General features: G+C 62.8%; 17 protein-coding genes. 13 read left to right on the plus strand and 4 right to left on the minus strand.

Going from position 1 to position 17485, the window contains the following annotated elements; genetic code table 11:
• Positions 1–16 precede the first annotated feature (16 nt).
• Positions 17–1216 (minus strand): ribosome small subunit-dependent GTPase A, encoded by a 1200-nt coding sequence (gene rsgA / locus NKH57_RS10525; RefSeq protein WP_352943995.1) that lies wholly within the window; start codon positions 1214–1216, stop codon positions 17–19.
• A 203-nt stretch (positions 1217–1419) separates the two neighbouring features.
• Here rsgA and NKH57_RS10530 point away from each other — a divergent pair, with 203 nt between their 5' ends.
• Positions 1420–2454 (plus strand): LacI family DNA-binding transcriptional regulator, encoded by a 1035-nt coding sequence (locus NKH57_RS10530; RefSeq protein ID WP_352600595.1) that lies wholly within the window; start codon positions 1420–1422, stop codon positions 2452–2454.
• Here NKH57_RS10530 and NKH57_RS10535 read toward each other — a convergent pair.
• The 3 genes from NKH57_RS10535 to NKH57_RS10545 all read right to left on the minus strand — a co-directional run bounded on the left by NKH57_RS10535 (position 2442) and on the right by NKH57_RS10545 (position 5598).
• Positions 2442–3410: an alpha/beta hydrolase gene (locus NKH57_RS10535; RefSeq protein ID WP_352943998.1), complete on the minus strand. Its 969-nt coding sequence runs from the start codon at positions 3408–3410 to the stop codon at positions 2442–2444. The genes NKH57_RS10530 and NKH57_RS10535 overlap by 13 nt on opposite strands.
• A 10-nt stretch (positions 3411–3420) precedes the next feature.
• Positions 3421–4569, minus strand: coding sequence for a Gfo/Idh/MocA family protein (locus NKH57_RS10540; RefSeq protein WP_352944000.1), 1149 nt, complete (start codon positions 4567–4569; stop codon positions 3421–3423).
• Positions 4570–4836: 267 nt separating this feature from the next.
• Positions 4837–5598 (minus strand): DeoR/GlpR family DNA-binding transcription regulator, encoded by a 762-nt coding sequence (locus NKH57_RS10545; RefSeq protein ID WP_023756677.1) that lies wholly within the window; start codon positions 5596–5598, stop codon positions 4837–4839.
• Positions 5599–5758: 160 nt separating this feature from the next.
• On the opposite strand from NKH57_RS10545, the gene NKH57_RS10550 reads away from it, so the two are divergent.
• The 12 genes from NKH57_RS10550 to NKH57_RS10605 all read left to right on the plus strand — a co-directional run bounded on the left by NKH57_RS10550 (position 5759) and on the right by NKH57_RS10605 (position 17405).
• Positions 5759–6559: a beta/alpha barrel domain-containing protein gene (locus NKH57_RS10550; RefSeq protein ID WP_023756676.1), complete on the plus strand. Its 801-nt coding sequence runs from the start codon at positions 5759–5761 to the stop codon at positions 6557–6559.
• 3 nt (positions 6560–6562) lie between these two features.
• The gene (locus NKH57_RS10555) at positions 6563–7513 is read left to right on the plus strand and encodes a PfkB family carbohydrate kinase (protein WP_352944002.1); all 951 of its coding nucleotides are present in this window, start codon (positions 6563–6565) and stop codon (positions 7511–7513) included.
• An 88-nt stretch (positions 7514–7601) separates the two neighbouring features.
• Positions 7602–8747, plus strand: a complete 1146-nt coding sequence (locus tag NKH57_RS10560) for an ABC transporter ATP-binding protein (protein WP_352944084.1) — start codon at positions 7602–7604, stop codon at positions 8745–8747.
• Between the two features lie 109 nt (positions 8748–8856).
• Entirely contained in the window at positions 8857–10104 is a 1248-nt protein-coding gene (locus tag NKH57_RS10565; RefSeq protein ID WP_352944004.1) for an ABC transporter substrate-binding protein, read from the plus strand.
• A 138-nt stretch (positions 10105–10242) separates the two neighbouring features.
• Entirely contained in the window at positions 10243–11139 is an 897-nt protein-coding gene (locus tag NKH57_RS10570; RefSeq protein WP_352944086.1) for a carbohydrate ABC transporter permease, read from the plus strand.
• A gap of 5 nt (positions 11140–11144) precedes the next feature.
• Entirely contained in the window at positions 11145–11987 is an 843-nt protein-coding gene (locus tag NKH57_RS10575; RefSeq protein WP_023756671.1) for a carbohydrate ABC transporter permease, read from the plus strand.
• A 119-nt stretch (positions 11988–12106) separates the two neighbouring features.
• Entirely contained in the window at positions 12107–12928 is an 822-nt protein-coding gene (locus NKH57_RS10580) for a sugar phosphate isomerase/epimerase family protein (RefSeq protein ID WP_352944007.1), read from the plus strand.
• 11 nt (positions 12929–12939) lie between these two features.
• Entirely contained in the window at positions 12940–14016 is a 1077-nt protein-coding gene (locus NKH57_RS10585; protein WP_352944009.1) for a Gfo/Idh/MocA family protein, read from the plus strand.
• Complete coding sequence (locus tag NKH57_RS10590; RefSeq protein ID WP_352944011.1) at positions 14016–14834, plus strand: sugar phosphate isomerase/epimerase family protein; 819 nt, start codon at positions 14016–14018, stop codon at positions 14832–14834. Before NKH57_RS10585 ends, NKH57_RS10590 begins: the two co-directional genes overlap by 1 nt.
• Positions 14834–15667 carry an alpha/beta fold hydrolase gene (locus tag NKH57_RS10595; RefSeq protein WP_352944013.1) on the plus strand — a complete coding sequence of 278 codons (834 nt, stop codon included), beginning with the start codon at positions 14834–14836 and terminating at the stop codon, positions 15665–15667. The genes NKH57_RS10590 and NKH57_RS10595 overlap by 1 nt, the downstream gene beginning before the upstream one ends.
• Positions 15664–16386 carry a ribulose-phosphate 3-epimerase gene (locus NKH57_RS10600; RefSeq protein ID WP_352944015.1) on the plus strand — a complete coding sequence of 241 codons (723 nt, stop codon included), beginning with the start codon at positions 15664–15666 and terminating at the stop codon, positions 16384–16386. Before NKH57_RS10595 ends, NKH57_RS10600 begins: the two co-directional genes overlap by 4 nt.
• Complete coding sequence (locus NKH57_RS10605) at positions 16383–17405, plus strand: ROK family protein (protein ID WP_352944017.1); 1023 nt, start codon at positions 16383–16385, stop codon at positions 17403–17405. The genes NKH57_RS10600 and NKH57_RS10605 overlap by 4 nt, the downstream gene beginning before the upstream one ends.
• Positions 17406–17485 lie beyond the last annotated feature (80 nt).

Genomic DNA, 17485 nt, shown 5'->3' on the forward strand with positions numbered 1-17485 from the left:
CCTCGGTTCTCACCCTTCAACGCCTCTTTCCGCGACCGCCGGGAGACCTGGCCCCGCGCGGCCCGCTCTGAACCGGCGTGTTGTGCTGGTTTTCGTCGGAAAGTTTGCGCCAGCGGGCAAGACGCTCCGGATCGAGCGTCCCGGATTTCAAGGCAGCCTGCACCGCGCAGCCCGGTTCATGCACATGCGTACAGTCGCGGAACTTGCAGAGTGGGGCGAGTTCGGTGATTTCAGCAAACAGCATGTCGATGCCGGAGGCGACATCACTGACGTGCAATGTCCGCATGCCGGGCGTGTCGATCACCCAGCCGCCGCCGGCGATGGCGTGCAACGATCGCGACGTGGTGGTGTGGCGTCCTTTGGAATCGTGTTCGCGAATGCCCCCGGTCTGTTGCGGCGATTGCTGCGCCGGTCCGGCAAGCGTGTTGACCAGCGTCGATTTGCCGACGCCGGAGGAACCGATCAACGCCACCGTCTGGCCGACACCGCACCAGACAGCCAAGGCGGTTGCCGCATCTGAGGTGCGGGGATTCAGGATCACGACCGGCAGTCCACGCTGCAACGCGGCAGCCTGCCTTTCATACGCTTCGGCATCCTCAGCGGTATCGGCCTTGGTCAGCAGGATCACAGGCGTCGTTCCGGCCTCGTTGGCCAGCGCCAAATAGCGCTCGAGCCGGGCGGGATTGAAGTCGGCATTGCACGAGGTGACGATGAACAGCGTGTCGACATTGGCCGCGGCAAGCTGTGGCACCCTGCCGCCCTGGGTGCGGCGCTCGAGTACCGTCTTGCGGGTCAGGCGGCGTTGCACAAGCTGGTCATGCACGTCGACGAGCACCCAGTCGCCGACGGCATAATCGCCGGTGTTCGCCTGCGCCGGCAGTGTCAGATCGACTGGCCCTGCCTGCGACAGGCCGGTCAGGCGGTCGCGATGGACCGTGGCGATGCGCGTCGGGACGAGATTGGCTTCGCCGGGCTCGAACTGGTCGCCGAAGAAATCCGTCCAGCCCAGGCTGGCGAGCGATGGTGTGGAGTGACCCGTCAAGGCTTTGACCGAGGCGTCGCAGACATGGACAGTATCCCTGGCAAAATTGAAAGTGAGGCGGACCACAATCTCGGGTGGGCTGTGTATGGGCGGCGTGGCGGCATTTGGCAAGCAGGGCCGATGCCGTGGCCGATCAGCGCCGTAGCCGGCGGTCAGTCCGTCGCGCTGCCCCATGCCACACTTTCCATCCCGAACCCTTTGTCTCCGGTTTTAAAGCGTCCATAAATAATTAACGCGCGCAATATTTCTGCTTTGTATTGAGAAGTGTGAAAACTTGACTGAATAAGTTCGGTCAAGCATTGCTGCTTCCGGTCAACGGACGCATGTGGTAGCGGCTCGTCCGGTCGGCAATGACGGTAAGGAGATCAGGATTATCGATGGCGGAGAAGACTCACCGCACGATGGATGACTTCGCCCAGGCATGCGGCGTGTCCCGACCGACTTTGTCCAAATATTTCGACGACCCGGCAAGCGTCAAGCCGGCGACGCGGGCGCGTATCGAAGCCGCACTGCGCTCCTCGGATTATCAGCCGAACCTTTTCGCGCGCAACCTCAACCGCAAGCGCACACGAAACATCGGCATCATCGTGCCGACGATCACCGATCCGTTCTACGCCGAGATGGTCAGCCGCATCGAATTTCGCTGCCGCGACGAAGGCTACTGGCCGATCGTCATCTCTTCGCATGGCTCGCCGAAGCTGGAGGCGGAGTCGGTCAGGACGCTGCTGTCACTGAAGGTGGCGGGCGCGATCATCGCCCCGCTGGGGCTGGCCTCCGACCACGGCGTTTTCGACAAGCTCGGACAGGACATTCCGATCGTCTATTTCGACACCTACATCGAGGGCGATACGCCGTTCGTCGGCAATGACAACCGGCAGAGCGTGTCGACCATCGTCGATTATCTCTGCCGTTCCGGTGAGCCGCCGGCCTATCTCGACATTCCGCATGTCAACCACAACTCCGGCGAACGCCAGCAAAGCTATATCGTCGCGATGGAAACCGCCGGCTTCAAGCCGGTCGTCATCGAGGCTGCGCGCGACTACACCTGGGACTTCGAACGCATTGGCTACGAGCAGATGGAAAGAATGCTGGAGACCGGCACCTTGCCCGGCCGTACCATCCTGTGCGCCAATGATCGTCTCGCCTTTGGCGTGATGGCTGCCGCGTACTCGCGCGGCCTGAAGGTCGGCCGCAGGCCCGACTGCGATCTGCGCCTTGCCGCGCATGACGATCATCCGCTGAGCCGCTACACCTGTCCGGCGCTGACCACCATGGCGCAGGATTTCACCGCCATGGCCGGGCGCAGCGTCGAGATCCTGCTGGCTCTGCTGGACGAGGCCGATCCGCCAAAGCAGGGCCTGGCGCGCACGGTCAAGCTCGGCGCGACGCTGGTGATGCGTCAGTCGGCCTGAGCGTTGGTCGTCGGCGAATTCCTCTCGAACTGGCGCCAGGCCGCCACTGCCTCGGCTACCGCTTGTCGGGCCCCAGGTATATGGCGTCCCATCGAGACGAAGCCGTGGATCTGGCCCGGCCATTGCCGCAGAATTAGTGGCACGCCTTCGCTTTGCAGGCGCGCGGCATAGGCTGTCCCTTCGTCGGCCAGGATGTCGTAGCCGGCAAGCGCCACGAAAGCCGGCGCGACGCCGGTGAGGTCAGGGGCCAGCAGGGGCGAGACGCGCCAATCCAGCATGTCGTCGGGCGTTCGCACATAGTGGTCGCGGAACCAGGCCATGGTGCTTGCGGTAAGACCGAAGCCGTCGCCGAAGCGCCGATAGCTGTCTGCCACCTGGCGGGCGTCGGTGTTGGGATAGATCAGGATCTGCGCCGCAACGGGCGGCGCCAATCCATCGCGGGCGAGCAGCGCCAGCACGGCGGCGAGATTGCCGCCGGCACTATCGCCGGCCACGCCGATGCGCGCCTTATCGATGCCGAGGCCGGCGGCATTCTCCGCCATGAAGCGCAGCGTTGCCAGCCCATCTTCCAGCCCGGCGGGGAATTTGTGTTCCGGCGCCAGGCGATAGTCGGGACAGACAATGACGGCGTTGCCGAGGTTGGCCAGCCAGCGGCAGATCTCGTCATGCGAATCCAGATTGCCGATCACCCAGCCGCCGCCATGCAGATAGAGCAGCGCCGGTGCCCCGTTGGGTAGTGCGCCGATGCCGCGATGGATGCGCACGGCAATCGGGCTGTTCGGCCCCTCGATCTGCTGTTCCAAGGTCGTTGCTACCGGCTCGTGCTCGCCCTGCAGCGTCGGGAACGAAGCATTGTAAGCGGCGCGCGCCGCCGCCACGCTGCCGGTCTCGAACGGTTCGCCGCCGGCTGCGCGGCTGATTTCGAGGACGCGCAGCGCATCCGGGTCGAGCATCATCGTCATATCCTCAGGCCAGCAGACTGCTTGCTTCCTCTTCGGTCAACAGGGCCGGCTGGACGACATCGCCCGCGATGGCGATCGAGTCCTGTGTTTCGCCGGAACGCAGGATCGCCTCCATGATCTCAAGCACATGCAGCGCAAGGCTGCCGGAGGCGCGCGGCGTGTTGCCGGTTCGAAGCGAACGCAGCAGATCGGCGACGCCGAGCATGCGGTAGTTGGCGCGGTCGGGCGCGGCATAGGGCCAGTTGCGGGCGCCATAGAGTTCGCCTTCGCTGGCGAAATCCTTCCACTCAGTGCCGCGTTCGGACAACGACACGGTGCCACCGAACGTGTCGGGGTCGGGCAGGCGCAGCGAGCCTTCCGTGCCGTGCAGCTCGATCGGATGGTTGGAGTGGCGAAAGACATCCCACGAGGCGCCGAAGGTGACGGTCGCGCCGGAGCGGAATTCGAGCAGCGACAAAACGTTGGTCGGCGTGCCGACCTTGAATGTGGTGTTCTTGAACGGCCCTTCGGCTGATATCAGCCGTTCCTCCTGGCCGCGCGTCGCCATCGCCATGACGCGCTCGACCGGGCCGAGCAGATTGACCAGCATGGTCAGATAGTAGGGGCCCATGTCGAACACCGGACCACCGCCGGGCTGGTAGTAGAATTGCGGGTTTGGATGCCAGTGCTCCATGCCGCGGCCCATCATGAAGGCGGTGCCGGTGACGGGGCGGCCGATGGCACCCTCGTCCATCAGCCGGCGGGCGCGGCGTCCGGCGGCACCCAGGAAGGTGTCGGGCGCCGAGCCGAGCAGCAGGCCGCGCGATCTCGCCTCGTTGACCAGACGCTGTCCATCGGCGGCCGAGGTGGCGAGCGGCTTTTCGGTGAAGACGTGCTTACCGGCCGAAAGCGCGGCAAGTGAAATTTCGAAGTGCGCCGCCGGAATGGTCAGGTTGAGGACAAGATCGATCTCGGGGTCGGCCAGCAGCGCATCGACACCGAGCGCCTGGATGCCATATTCCTTCGCTCGCATCGCCGCCATGTCAGCCGAGATATCGGCGCAGGCGCGCAATTCGATCCCGCCGAAGAGAGCGGCATTGCGCAGATAGGTCATCGAGATATTGCCGCATCCGACGACGCCGATCCCGAGTTTCGTCGTTGATTTTCCGTGCATTTCCGATCGTACCTCCCAATGCGGTCATTGTCTGCCGGCCCCGCCTAACCGGTAACGTGATCGCCTAGGATCGGGCTATACAGCATTTCAAATATTGACGCGCGTAAAACTTTTATACAACATACGAAAACGCTGGCTCGATATCGGGAGGCTGCCAGCCCTAGGAGGAGAAGATGACAGACATGAAAAACGGCCAACCGCCGGTACTGAGCCTGTGGGTCATGTGCGCATTTGGATATTTCCGTCGCCGCTAGGGACCGCGACGGGTCAGGCATAGATCACCTTGGCCCCGGTCCTATCAAGCTGGCTGCGTATCGCGCCGGACAGGCCATCGTCGGTGATCACAACATCGACGCTCGACAGCGAAAATGCCTTGGAGGTCCCGCTGACGCCCCATTTGCTCGAATCCGCAAGGAGGACAACGCGCCGGGCCATGCGCACGAGGTTCCGCTTCGTTCGCGCCATGTCTTCGTTCACGTCGACCACATCCAGTGACGCGTCGATCGCATGCGCTCCAACAAAGACCTGATGCGCTACCAAGCCGCCGAGAGCCGTGTCGGGATCGGTGATCAGCGTGCTCACCGTGTCTGGATAGACCCGGCCACCGATCATGTGAACGTCGAGTCCGGGCCGATGCATCAGATGCTGCACGATATTCATCGCCGTGGCCGCGACCACGACATTGCTGAGCGGCGGTAAAAGCATGGCAACCTGCATCAATGTCGAGCCGCCGTCGAAGATGACCGATTGGTTGTCCTCGAACAGGTCTATCGCTGCCCGGGCGATGCGTTTCTTTGCATCGAGGTTCGTTTGCATCCGCCGGGCAAACGCGGCCGTGGTCGAATCTGTGGTCCGGGTCACCGCGCCTCCACGGGTCTTGGTCAGCAGTCCCTTGCGGTCCAGTATCTCGAGGTCGGAGCGCACCGTGACTTCCGACACGCCAAAATCGTCTGACAGGTCCTTGATGCGAACCTGTCCGCTGCGTTGCACTTCACCCAGGATCGATTGGCGTCTCTGCTCCGACAACATTGCCTGTCCTTGCCTCCATGCGCCAAGCGATCGCCCTGGCCTCGGTTCACTCTACCAAAAATACGCGAATTCGAAAGCTTTCGAAAGATTGCATTTATCCTTTCTTTCGCAAACACTGATCCAGGATTTTGAAATCAATCGATTGGAGAGTTTTGGACTCATGAGCCTCGGAACCAAGGTGCGCCTGGCACGCCTCTTCTCACATCCATCTGGGAATCTTTTTGGCGGCGCGGTCGACCACTTTGTCGGCTATGGCGACGTGCGCAAAGGAGGTCTTGCCGACCTGCCAGGCGCGCTTGCACGCGTCATGGTGGGCAAACCCGACTACGTCAGCATCCAGCCCGGCACCGCGCGCCATCTGTGGCCGCAATACGCGGGCAAGGCTTCCCTGGTGATCCAGGCAGGCTGCTTCACCCCAGACGATCGCATCAGTGAACTGATTGCAACGCCCGAGGATGCGGTGCGCGCTGGCGCCGATGCGTTGGCCGTGGCCATTCCGGTGCGCGGCGCGACCGAGGGCAAATACATACGCTGGCTGACCGATTCGGTGAATGCGGCGGCCCGTTACGGCATGCCGGTGGTGGCGCATATCTACCCTCGCGATTTCACCGACGGGGCAAAAATCGTCTTCACCCCCGACGAGATCGCCTATGCGGCACGCATCGGCTACGAGTCCGGCGTCGACGTGATCAAGATCGGCTACACGGGCGATTTCGAGTCGTTTCGGGAGACCGTTCGGACCTGCCCGGTGCCGGTCGTGATCGCCGGTGGTCCGAAGACCGACACGCTGCTCGGCGCCCTTCAGCAGACGGCGGACGCGATCCGTGCCGGCGCGCGCGGTGCCGTGGTGGGCCGCAATCTCTGGGGGCATGGCGATCCGGAAAAGGCAGCGATTGCCTTTCGGGGCGTCATTCATGACGGCCTTTCGGCGCAAGACGCCTTGGCGAAGGCGGGTGCCTGAACGATGCCCACCGTCCCTTCAATCCTCGGCTTCGGAGCTATTGCGATCGACGACATCGTCTATGTCGATCAGCCGTTGTCGGCGGGCAAGGGGAAGGTTGTGCAAAGTGCCCGAGCTTTCGGGGGAAATGTCGCGACGGCACTTGCCGCCGTCGCGCGGCTCGGCGGGACCGCCGGCTTCGTCGGATGGCTGGGCAGTGCCGCCGACGACGCCGTGCTATGCGATCTCGTTGCGAGTGGGGTTGAAACCGCGTTCGCGCCGCGCCACCCGCACGCGCGCCCGATACGCTCGCGGATCACCGTCGGTTCGGATGGGGAGCGGTTCATCGCGTATGACGACGACGCGATGCTGGGGACCGCGCCGGACTTTCCGGACGAGGTCCTCAGCCGCGCGACCGTCCTGATCGTCGATAGTTACGGGATCGGGTCGCTGGATGTCGTGGCTCGGGCTCGCGATCTCGGCCTTGCGATCCTCGGAGATGTCGAATGGAGCCGCGGCCCAGCCACCGAGAGACTGATAGGGCTCTGCGACCATCTCATTCTTCCGCTCGGCTTTGCGCGGACCGCCACGGGCCGCCGCTCACCGGCCGAGATACTCGATGCATTGTGGTTGCCGTCGCGGTCCGCCGTGGTTCTGACGGATGGTGGCAGGGGCGTATTCTATCGCGGGCGCGACGAGACAGGGCTCTGGCACCTGCCTCCGCACCGGGTTGCCGTCGTCGACTCGACCGGCGCCGGTGACTGCTTTCATGGCGCCTATGCCCTTGCATTGACGCGCGGGGCCGGCACCGCGGGCCGGGTCGCATTCGCGGCCGCGGCGGCGGCCCTATCGATAACGGGGCGGGGCGGGCGCGAGGCGCTCCCGACCCACGACCAGGTCACGGAACTCCTGGCATCGACGAACGCGCCGTCGGCGGTCGAACTGAAATATGCGCGGCTCGATACCGGAACATAGCCCGAACTATCCGAGGAAATATTTCGCAGGTGAACATAAGCCGAGCATAATCATAAAAATCAGTGGCTTAGACTTGTGGAGGAGGAATATGGCAGAAGTCGTTCTTGAGAATATCTGCAAGACATACGGGAACAATTTTCACGCAATCGACCAATTGAACCTGTCGGTTGAGGACGGCGAGTTTTTGATTCTCGTCGGGCCTTCCGGCTGTGGCAAATCCACCGCGTTGCGGATGATCGCGGGATTGGAGGACGTCACCAGCGGCAGCCTTCGGATAGGCGGAGTCGACGTCGTCGACATGCCGCCAAAGGACCGCGACATCGCGATGGTCTTCCAGAGCTATGCCCTCTACCCGCATATGTCGGTGTTCGAAAACATCGCCTTTTCGATGCGGTTGGCAGGCAAGCCGAAGGCCGAGCGCAAAAAGCGCGTGGACGAGATCGCCAAGACCCTTCAACTGACGTCTCTGCTGGACAGCAAACCCGCGAACCTTTCGGGCGGACAGCGTCAAAGGGTTGCCATGGGCCGCGCCATGGTGCGCGAGCCGGCAGCCTTTCTCATGGACGAACCCCTTTCCAATCTGGACGCGAAACTGCGTGTTCAAATGCGCGCCGAAATCACCAGTCTGCAAAAGCAGCTCGGCGTAACGACCATATATGTGACCCACGACCAAACCGAAGCCATGACGATGGGCGATAGGGTCGCGGTGTTGAAAGGCGGCGTGCTGCAGCAGGTCGACACACCCAAGAGGCTCTATGAATCGCCGGTGAACGCCTTCGTTGCCGGCTTCATCGGGTCTCCTTCGATGAACCTTTTCGAGGCGATCCTGACGGGCGACGAACTGATGTCCGGCGTCGTGTCCATCCGGCTACAGAATGCAGCCTTCGTGCGCAGGCCGGGCTTGAGGTCGTATGCAGGGCGCAAGGTCGTGTTCGGGATACGACCGGAGGATCTCTTTGACAGCAGCCTCGAATCCGGCCGCAAGTATCAGACGATACCGGCAAAGGTGACTTCGATCGAAGAACTCGGATCCGAACATATCGTCCATCTCAACATCGACGCGGTCCGGGTGGACTCCGGCGACCCTGACGCGGTGCAAGATTTCGGCCTGGCGTCGAATGCGGTGGCGAAATTCGAACCAGCCAGCACAGTCCGCTCCGGCTCGGAGATCAGGTTGGCCCTGGATGACGCCAAGCTCCATTTCTTCGATTCCGAGACGCACCTGGCGATCTGAATATCCGCGACAAGACCCGCGGGCGAGGGGAGGCGCCTGCATAAGGAGACTTCTGAATAACCAGACGATCGGCCGCATTGTGCGGTCGATCCTAAAGAAGGAGGAGAAAATGACGTTTCGTATAAGACCCGCGATGCTGAAAATAGCCGCGGCCGCATGGTTGCTTGGCGCAACCGGCGCCATGGCGGATACGACGCTGGAATTCACCCAATGGTGGGAGCCAGAATTGCCGGCTGGCTCGCTCAGGGCAATCATGGATGACTTCGAGGCCGCAAACCCCGGAATCAAGGTGACACTGGTCAGCGGCCCCTACGCGACCACGCGAGACCAGATCTCGGTTGGTGCTGCAACCGGAACCCTCAGCGACGTCATCGGTCTCGATGGTGCCTGGGTGAACAATCTGAATGCGCAGAACGCACTCGCCGACATGAATCCGATGATGGATGCGAGCGGTTTCGACAAGAGCCAGGTCGCGGACATCATCAAGGTGGACGGCAAGGCGGTGATGTTTCCCGTGGCTTCCTTCGTCTATCCGGTCTTCGTGAATTTGGACCTCGCCGCCCAGGCAGGCGTGACCAAGCTGCCGTCGACCCGTGCGGAGTTTCTCGAAGCCGCCAAGAAGATGACGCACGCCGACAAGAACCAGTATGGCTGGGTGCTGCCCCTGTCGCTGCAAACGCCATCCGGCGTCCAGAACGACATGATGTCGTGGGTTTGGGCTTCGGGTCAGTCGATGATGGCGAACGGCAAGCCAGACCTTGAGGGCAAACCGGTGGTCGATATGCTCACCTTCGTCAAATCACTCAACGACGCCGGCACCATCTCGCCCGGCATCGCCACCAAGACCGAGCAGGAAAAGGTCGAGGAATTCGTCAACGACCGCGCCGGGATGATGATCGACTCGCTCGCGCATGTGAACCTCATCCGCAAGCGCAATCCCAAGCTGAACTTCGACCTCATCCCGGTCCCGGTCGTGGAAAACTATACCGGCAAGCGCGGCCTTCCCTATGCCTCCTGGGGCATCGGCATCTCTGCTGCCTCGAAACATCAGGAAGAGGCCTGGAAACTCGTCCAATATCTGATGAGTGAAAAGGTGAACGCCAAGCTCGTGTCGCTTGCGAACGCCTTCCCGGGTAACGTCAACGCCAAGCCGGATTTCGTGACCTCGGACAAGGCTTTCGGCAAGGCTTTTGAAATCTTCAAGACCGGTTATCTCGCCAACGAGTTCACGGGCCTGCCGGTGGCTGAAGACCTGATGACCCAGTTCGACGTGCAGGCTCAAAAGATGCTCGCTGGTGAGCAGTCTCCGGAACAAGCCGCAGCCACCGCTCAGAAGGGCTGGATGGCGAAATTCTGATCGGCCTGTTCCCGTTTGCTATCTTCGACCGGGTGGCCTGACTTCGGGCAGGCCATCCGGCAACAACGGATCGGCAATTTGAGATGGACCTGTTTCCAAAGCTTACCTTCTCTTGAAGGCGTATCCCAAGGTTGGCACATGACCCGGCAAAAGCGCTCCCACCATAAGCTGAAACGAGCGGTCGCACCCTACCTCTATCTGTCGCCCTCGCTGCTCATAATCGGGCTTCTGATGTTGCTGCCGATGGTGACGGTGATTGCCTACTCGTTCCAGAACAGCGCGGTGCTGCGTCGTGACCCTTCCTTTGCCGGACTGAAACACTACCAGGCGATCTTCGACGACCCCGTGTTCTGGGCTTCGCTGTGGCACACGCTCTACTTCACATGCATGAGTGTTATTTTCCACATGACCATCGGCATGGTCTTCGCGCTGATGCTGAACAGCGACCGCATCAATCCGATGCTGCGCAATATTCTGCGCGTGCTCTACATACTGCCCTGGCTGTTCACCGCGGTGATTATCGCCGTGATCTGGCGCCTCCTGCTTGAGCCGAACGGTGTCGTGAATAGCATTCTCATGCAAATCGGCATCATCGGTTCCAAGGTCGAATGGTTTTCCTCGCCTGAGACCGCGCTGCACGCCGTCACCTTCGCCAATATCTGGGCGGGCTATCCGCTCTTCATGGTCAGCCTGCTCGCGGGTTTGCAGGGCATTCCCAAGGATTTCTACGAGGCCGCCGATATCGACGGGGCAAAAGCCTACCAGAAGCTGATCTTCATCACCATTCCTATGCTGATGCCGATCATCATAAGCATCTCGCTGCTCGACTTCATCTGGACCATGCAGGTCTTCCCGTTAATCTGGATAACGACGGGCGGTGGCCCGATCTACTCGACCGAAGTCCTCAGCACCTACACGTACAAGCTGGCGTTTTCGAGCTACAACCTGTCGCAGGCTTCGGCGAGCGCTGTGGTCATCTTGTTGATCTCTCTCGGCCTGACGCTGTTCTATATTCGCTATCAAAAGGCTCGGTAGTCACCATGAGGAAAAGACATACGCCGAAAGACAGGCTGATCACCGTCGCGCTCCATGTAGCGCTTGCTGCGGGGCTCTTTTTCGCGGCATTCCCGATCTACTGGATGCTGAGCAGTTCGTTCAAATCGAACACCGAGATCTTTGCCCTGCCACCAACAATCCTGCCAAAGGCCTTCACGCTGGAAGCGTATGCAGCCATCCTTGGCGACCCGGTAAAGCTGCGCTTCTTCTTCAACAGCTATTTCGTGGCGGGAGCGGTGACCGTGCTGACGGTGTTGATCGCCTTGATGGCGGCCTACGGCTTCAGCCGCTTCAACTTCCGCGGCAAGGGCAGCCTGAACACACTCATCATCAGCACGCAGACGATTCCGCCGATCACACTTTTGATCCCCTTCTTCGGGCTTGTCGTCTCATACGGTATCTTCGATACCTACGTCGCACTGATCCTGACCTACCTGGTGTTTACACTGCCGTACGCGATCCTGCTGATGACGGGATATCTGAACACCTTGCCCCGCGATCTCGATGAAGCCGTGGCTGTCGATGGCGGCACCAGTTGGACAGCGCTTTGGCGGGTGATCGTCCCGATTTCACTGCCTGGTATCGTGGCGACGGCGGTCTACACCTTCCTGTTGTGCTGGAACGAATTTCTCTTTGCGCTGACGCTGACGAAGTCAACGTCCATGCGCACCGTCCCGATCGGCATCCAGCTGTTGATGGGGCAGCACGCCTTCGAATGGAACCAGATGATGGCGATGAGTGTGCTCGGCTCGCTACCGCTCTTGCTCATCTACCTCGTTGCCCAGAGGTACTTCCTCGCCGGCATGACCGCGGGCTCGGTCAAGTAGGATGTCCATCCCAGGGTCACCGTTCCGCCGATCGTGCTCGTGCTGCTCTTCCCGCGCCACATCATCGAACGGCTGACGCAGGGCGCATCAAGAAACAGGCGGTGTCAAGGAATGAAAGGATGAACGTGAAAGACCTCAAAGTCGGCTGCCAGACCTTCACCTGGGAAATGCTGGGAGACCGGTTCACCAGCGGCCCCGATGATCTGTTGAAGGCGATCGCCGATGGCGGCTATGCCGGCATCGAGATCACCGACACCATGATCGGCCATTATGCCGACAGAACGGCCGAGTTCGCCGCCGCGCTGAAGGCGTCCGGGCTGATGCTGGTCTCCTTCGCCTTCGGCTCGAACAGCGGTTTCACGCTGAAGGAGAAGATCAGCGCCGATCTTGAGACCGCCAAACGCTGGATAGACTTCGCGGCTGCGTTTCCCGGCGCGCTGGTCTCGATGGGCTCGGCGACCGTGGTGTCCGAAGGGCCGCGCGACGACAAGTTCGCCATCGCCGCGGAGGTTTACAACAAGGCCGCCGAGATCGGCCGCAAGGCCGGTGTGGATGTCGCGGTGCATCCAAGCTCGCACCACAACACGCTGCTGTTCGGCCGCGCCGACTACGACACGATCTTTGCCTTGCTCGACCCCGATCTGGTCGGCTGGGTGCCGGATACCGGCCATATCCTGCGCGGCCACAAGGACATGTCCGACACGCTGCGCACCTATCGCGACCGCATCCGCTACATCCACTTGAAGGACGTAGATGCCAGCGGCACCTGGGCCATGCTCGGCGAGGGCGTCTGCGACACGCCTGCGGTCATCGAGATCGCCGGCACCGCGCCACGCTTCAACGGCTGGGTGGTGCTGGAGGAAGAATCCGAGACGGCCGCCGCCGATCCCGCCGGCGCGGTCAAGACCAACCGCCAGACAATGCGCTCCTACGGCGCCTGAAGAACGAGACGATGATCAAGAAACAGGACAGACGCCTCAGGGTCGGCGTGCTCGGCTGCGGCCCCATCGCGCAGTTCGCGCATCTGGAATCCTGCGTCAAGGCCGGCAATGCCGACCTCTACGCCATCTGCGACGCGGCCCCCGATCTGCTTGCCCGCATGGGCGCCACCTACGAACCGCGGAAGACGTATGGCGACTATGACGCAATGCTCGCCGATCCCGAACTGGAAGCGGTGATCGTCGCCACGGCGGACGCCTATCACGTGCCGATGTCGATCAAGGCGCTCGATGCCGGCAAGCATGTTCTGTGCGAAAAGCCGATCGGCACTTCGGTCGAGGAAGGCGAGGCGCTGGCTAAGGCGGTTAGGCGCTCGGGCAGGGTGCTGCAGGTCGGGCACATGAAGCGCTTCGACCCGGCGCTGGAAGCAGCGCGCGACTTCGTCCGCGACGAGATCGGCGAGGTGCTGGCGCTAAAGGCCTGGTATTGCGATTCCACCCATCGCTACACCAACACCGATGCCGTGCAGCCGCTGCCCGTCACCAGCAAGCTGGCGAAGAAGCCGGCGGGAAATCCCAAGGCCGATCTGCGCCAGTATTTCATGCTGGCGCATGGCTCGCATCTCGTCGACACCGCGCGCTTCCTGTGCGGCGATATCGTCGCCGTGCGCGCCCGCCTCAACGAACGCTTCGGCGCCTATTGCTGGTTCGTCGAGACCGAATTCGCCAGCGGTGCGCTCGGCCATCTCGACCTCACCGTCGCCGTACGCATGGACTGGCACGAAGGTTTTCAGCTTTACGGAGAGAACGGCTCCGTCATCGCCAGGACCTTCAACCCCTGGTACTTCCGCGCCAGCGAAGTCGAGATCTTTCATGAGAAGACGGCCACGGCTCACAAGCCGCTGGGTGCAGACGGCCATTTCTTCCGCCGCCAGCTGGAAGGTCTTGCTCAAACCGTGCTGGACGGCGTGCCGATGCGCGGCGCCAATGTCGAGGACGGCATCGCCTCGATCCGCGCCATGGTTGCCATTGCACGCTCGGTGGCATCAGGTGAACGCGTTGAGCTCGCCTCGGTTTCGGGAGCGGTTTGATGCGTCTAGGCATTTTCGCCAAGATCTTTCCCGGTGCCGAGCCGGCCGCGGTGCTCGCAGCCGTTCGGCAGGCGGGATACGAGGCGACGCAGTTCAATCTCGCCTGCGCCGGCCTGCCGTCGATGCCGGATGTGGTGCCGGCGGATGCCATTGCAGCCATCCGCGCCGCCGCGCAATCGAGCGGTGTTTCACTCGCCGCACTGTCGGGCACGTACAATATGGCGCATCCCGACAAGGCCGTGCGCGACGAGGGCCTTCGGCGTCTCGCCGTCGTCATCGAAGCGGCTGCTGCCCTTGACATTCCGCTGGTCACGCTCTGCACCGGCTCGCGCAACGCCGTCGATCAGTGGGCGTATCATCCTAACAATGCCACGCCTGCCTCCTGGTTCGACATGGCCACCGAGATGTCGAAGGCGCTGGCGCTGGCCGAAGAGGCCGGCGTCGATCTCGGCATCGAGCCCGAACAGGCCAACATCGTCACCTCGGCGAACGACGCGATCAGGCTGATTGCCGAGATGGGATCGAAGCACCTGAAGATCGTGCTCGATCCGGCGAACCTGTTCGAACACGCGACGCCTGACGAGGCGCGTTCGATCGTCGCCGCAGCGATCGACGAGGCCGCCGGCCACATCGCCATGGCGCACGCCAAGGACCGGTATGGTGACGGCCGCTTTGCGACCGCCGGGCAAGGCGTTGTCGATTTTCCGGATTTCGTCGCGCGGCTGAAGGCAGCCGGCTTCGAGGGATCGCTTGTCACCCATGGCCTGTCCGCCGAGGAGGCTCATGGTGTCGCTGCCTTCCTGCGGGGGCTGCTCTGATGGGCGCAGCGCCGGCGATCCTGCTTCGCGACGATGCGGCACTTCGTGTTTTCGACACGCGGCAAGCCGGGCTACCCGTCGTCTTCCAACATGGCCTTGGCGGCGATGCCGCGCAGGTGGCGCTGAACTTTCCCGACAATCCTTCCTATCGCCGGCTGACCGTCGAATGCCGCGCGCAGGGCGGCTCCGGCGCCGGCAGCGGTCGCCCCTTTTCGATCGACATGTTTGCCGACGATGTGCTGGCTGCCGCCGATGCTGCTGGCATCAAGCACTTCGTTGCCGGCGGCATTTCGATGGGCGCGGCCATCGCCTTGCAGCTTGCCGTCCGGTATCCGGACCGCGTCCTGGGTTTGGTGCTTGTGCGCCCGGCCTGGGCTTTCGAAGCAGCGCCGCAAAACATGCGCCCTTACGTGGAAGTGGCAAAATTCATCCGCAATGGTTCGCTTGATGAGGCGCGCGATGCCTTCGCGGCCTCGGCAACGGCAGCCCGGCTTCGCACAGAAGCGCCCGATAATCTCGCCTCGTTGCTTGGCTTCTTCGCACGTGAAAACGCGGCTGTCTTCGCCGAGGTGATGCAGGCGATCGCAGCGGATGGGCCTGGCGTCACGCGGGTGGCGGCCACTGGCCTCGCAATCCCGACGCTCGTCATCGGCAGCGGTGCCGATCTCGTCCATCCACTGGCGACCGCCCGCGGCCTCGCCTACGTCATCCCCAACGCCGCCTTTGCCGAGGTGACACCGAAGGCCGTCGACAAGGATCGCCATTTCGCCGAGGTCCGTGCTGCCATCGGCAGCTTTCTCGACACAAATTTCAACAACCAGGACCCATCATGATCTCGAAACCACACTCAGGCCTGGCCGCTATCGCCGCATTGCCACGCGATCGCATGATCGCTGAATTCTCGCTGTGGTCAGCCGACCTCGCCAATTTCGAGAGCGACCTGAAGCGCATCGAGCCCTATGTCGACCTTCATCATATCGACGTGGCCGATGGGCATTTTGCCCCGTCCTTCCTGTTCTTTCCTGATCTCGTCGCCCGCATCGCCAGGCTGACGGCCAAGCCCATCCATGTCCATCTGATGGTCGATGAAGCAATCGTCGAGGCGCAGACGCGCCAGTTCATCGAGGCCGGCGCCGACATGATCAGCGTCCATGCCGAGAATGGGGAAGCGGGGTTGCGCGCCGTGCGGCTAGCCCGCGAACTCGGCGCCGAAGCCGGCGTCGTGCTCAGACTGGAGACGCCGGTCGAGACGGTGACGCCTTTCGTCTCCGAGGTCGCGTTCGTCACGCTTCTTGGAACGGCAATCGGCGTCAAGGGGCAAGGCCTCTCGGACAAGGCCTGCGACAGGCTGGGCGCTGCCCGTACCATCCTGAGGCAGGCCGGCCGCGAGGCGCAAGTGGTTCTTGCCGCCGACGGCGGCATCCGCCACGAGACCGTACCGTTGCTGCGTGCCGCCGGGGCCGAAACCGTGGTTCTCGGTTCGCTCGCCTTCGGCGACAAGGATCTCGCCAGTCGCATCGGCTGGCTGCACGGACTGAAGGTCGCGACATGACAATACAAGCCGCCCTCGCGATCGATCTTGGCGGGACGGAGCTTCGCGCCGCCCTGGTCGACCGTGACGGCAAGATCATGGCATTCGCGGCGGTGCCGACGCAGGCGCAGGCTGGTCCCGACGTGGTGATCGGCCAGATCGAGGCGCTTGCGGCGACCGTCTATGCCGAGGCCCCGGCGCTCGCCGTCGTCGGCGTTGGCGTCGGTGCGCCGGGGCCGCTCGATCCGCTGGCCGGCATTGCGGTCGGACCGCCGACGCTCGCCGGCTGGCTGGACGTGCCGCTTGCCGATATCCTCGAACGGCGGCTCGGTCTGCCGGTGCGGCTGGAGAACGACGCCAATGCCGCCGCGCTCGGCGAATGGCGCTTCGGCGCCGGTCATGGTGCGCGCTCGCTGGTCTTCGTCACGGTTTCCACCGGCATCGGCGGCGGTGTCGTCGTCGACGGGCGCATCCTGCACGGCCGCCGCGGCCTTGCCGCCGAGATCGGCCATATGACCATCACCAATGAAGGCGAGCGCTGCATATGCGGCGTCGTCGGCTGTTTCGAGGCGATCGCTTCGGGAACAGCGCTGGGCCGCCGCGCCACCGCCGCCACGACCGCCGGCGACTGCTCGACTTTGCGGCGCCTGTCTGCGGACGCGGAGGTGACTGGCCGCCATGTCGTCGAGGCGACGCGGCTGCGGGATGGCCTTGCCTCGGCCTTGCTGGACGAGGAAGCCCGCTGGCTAGGCGTCGGCTTCACCAACCTCTTGCATCTCTATTCGCCCGATGTGCTGGTCGTCGGTGGCGGCATTGCAAATGGCCTCGACCTGATGCTGCCGACCATCGAGGCGACGATCAGGCAGCGGGCCATGCGCGCCTATCGCGACGTGCCGGTCGTTCAGGCCCAACTCGGCCGCCACGCCGGTCTCGTCGGCGCCGCCAGCCTTGTCCTGTTCGATGACGTGGTCACCTTGGCGGCTCGCATGCCTGTCGGCCCGAGCACCTGTCCGGACCGGAGGAGGGACTTCAATGGCTGAGCTCAAGCTGCGCGGCGTGCGCAAGTCCTTTGAGTGGAGGTGATCAAGGGCGTCGACCTTGATGTCGGCGACCGCGAATT

This window comes from Mesorhizobium sp. M1050 (assembly GCF_040318715.1).
GTDB lineage: Bacteria > Pseudomonadota > Alphaproteobacteria > Rhizobiales > Rhizobiaceae > Mesorhizobium.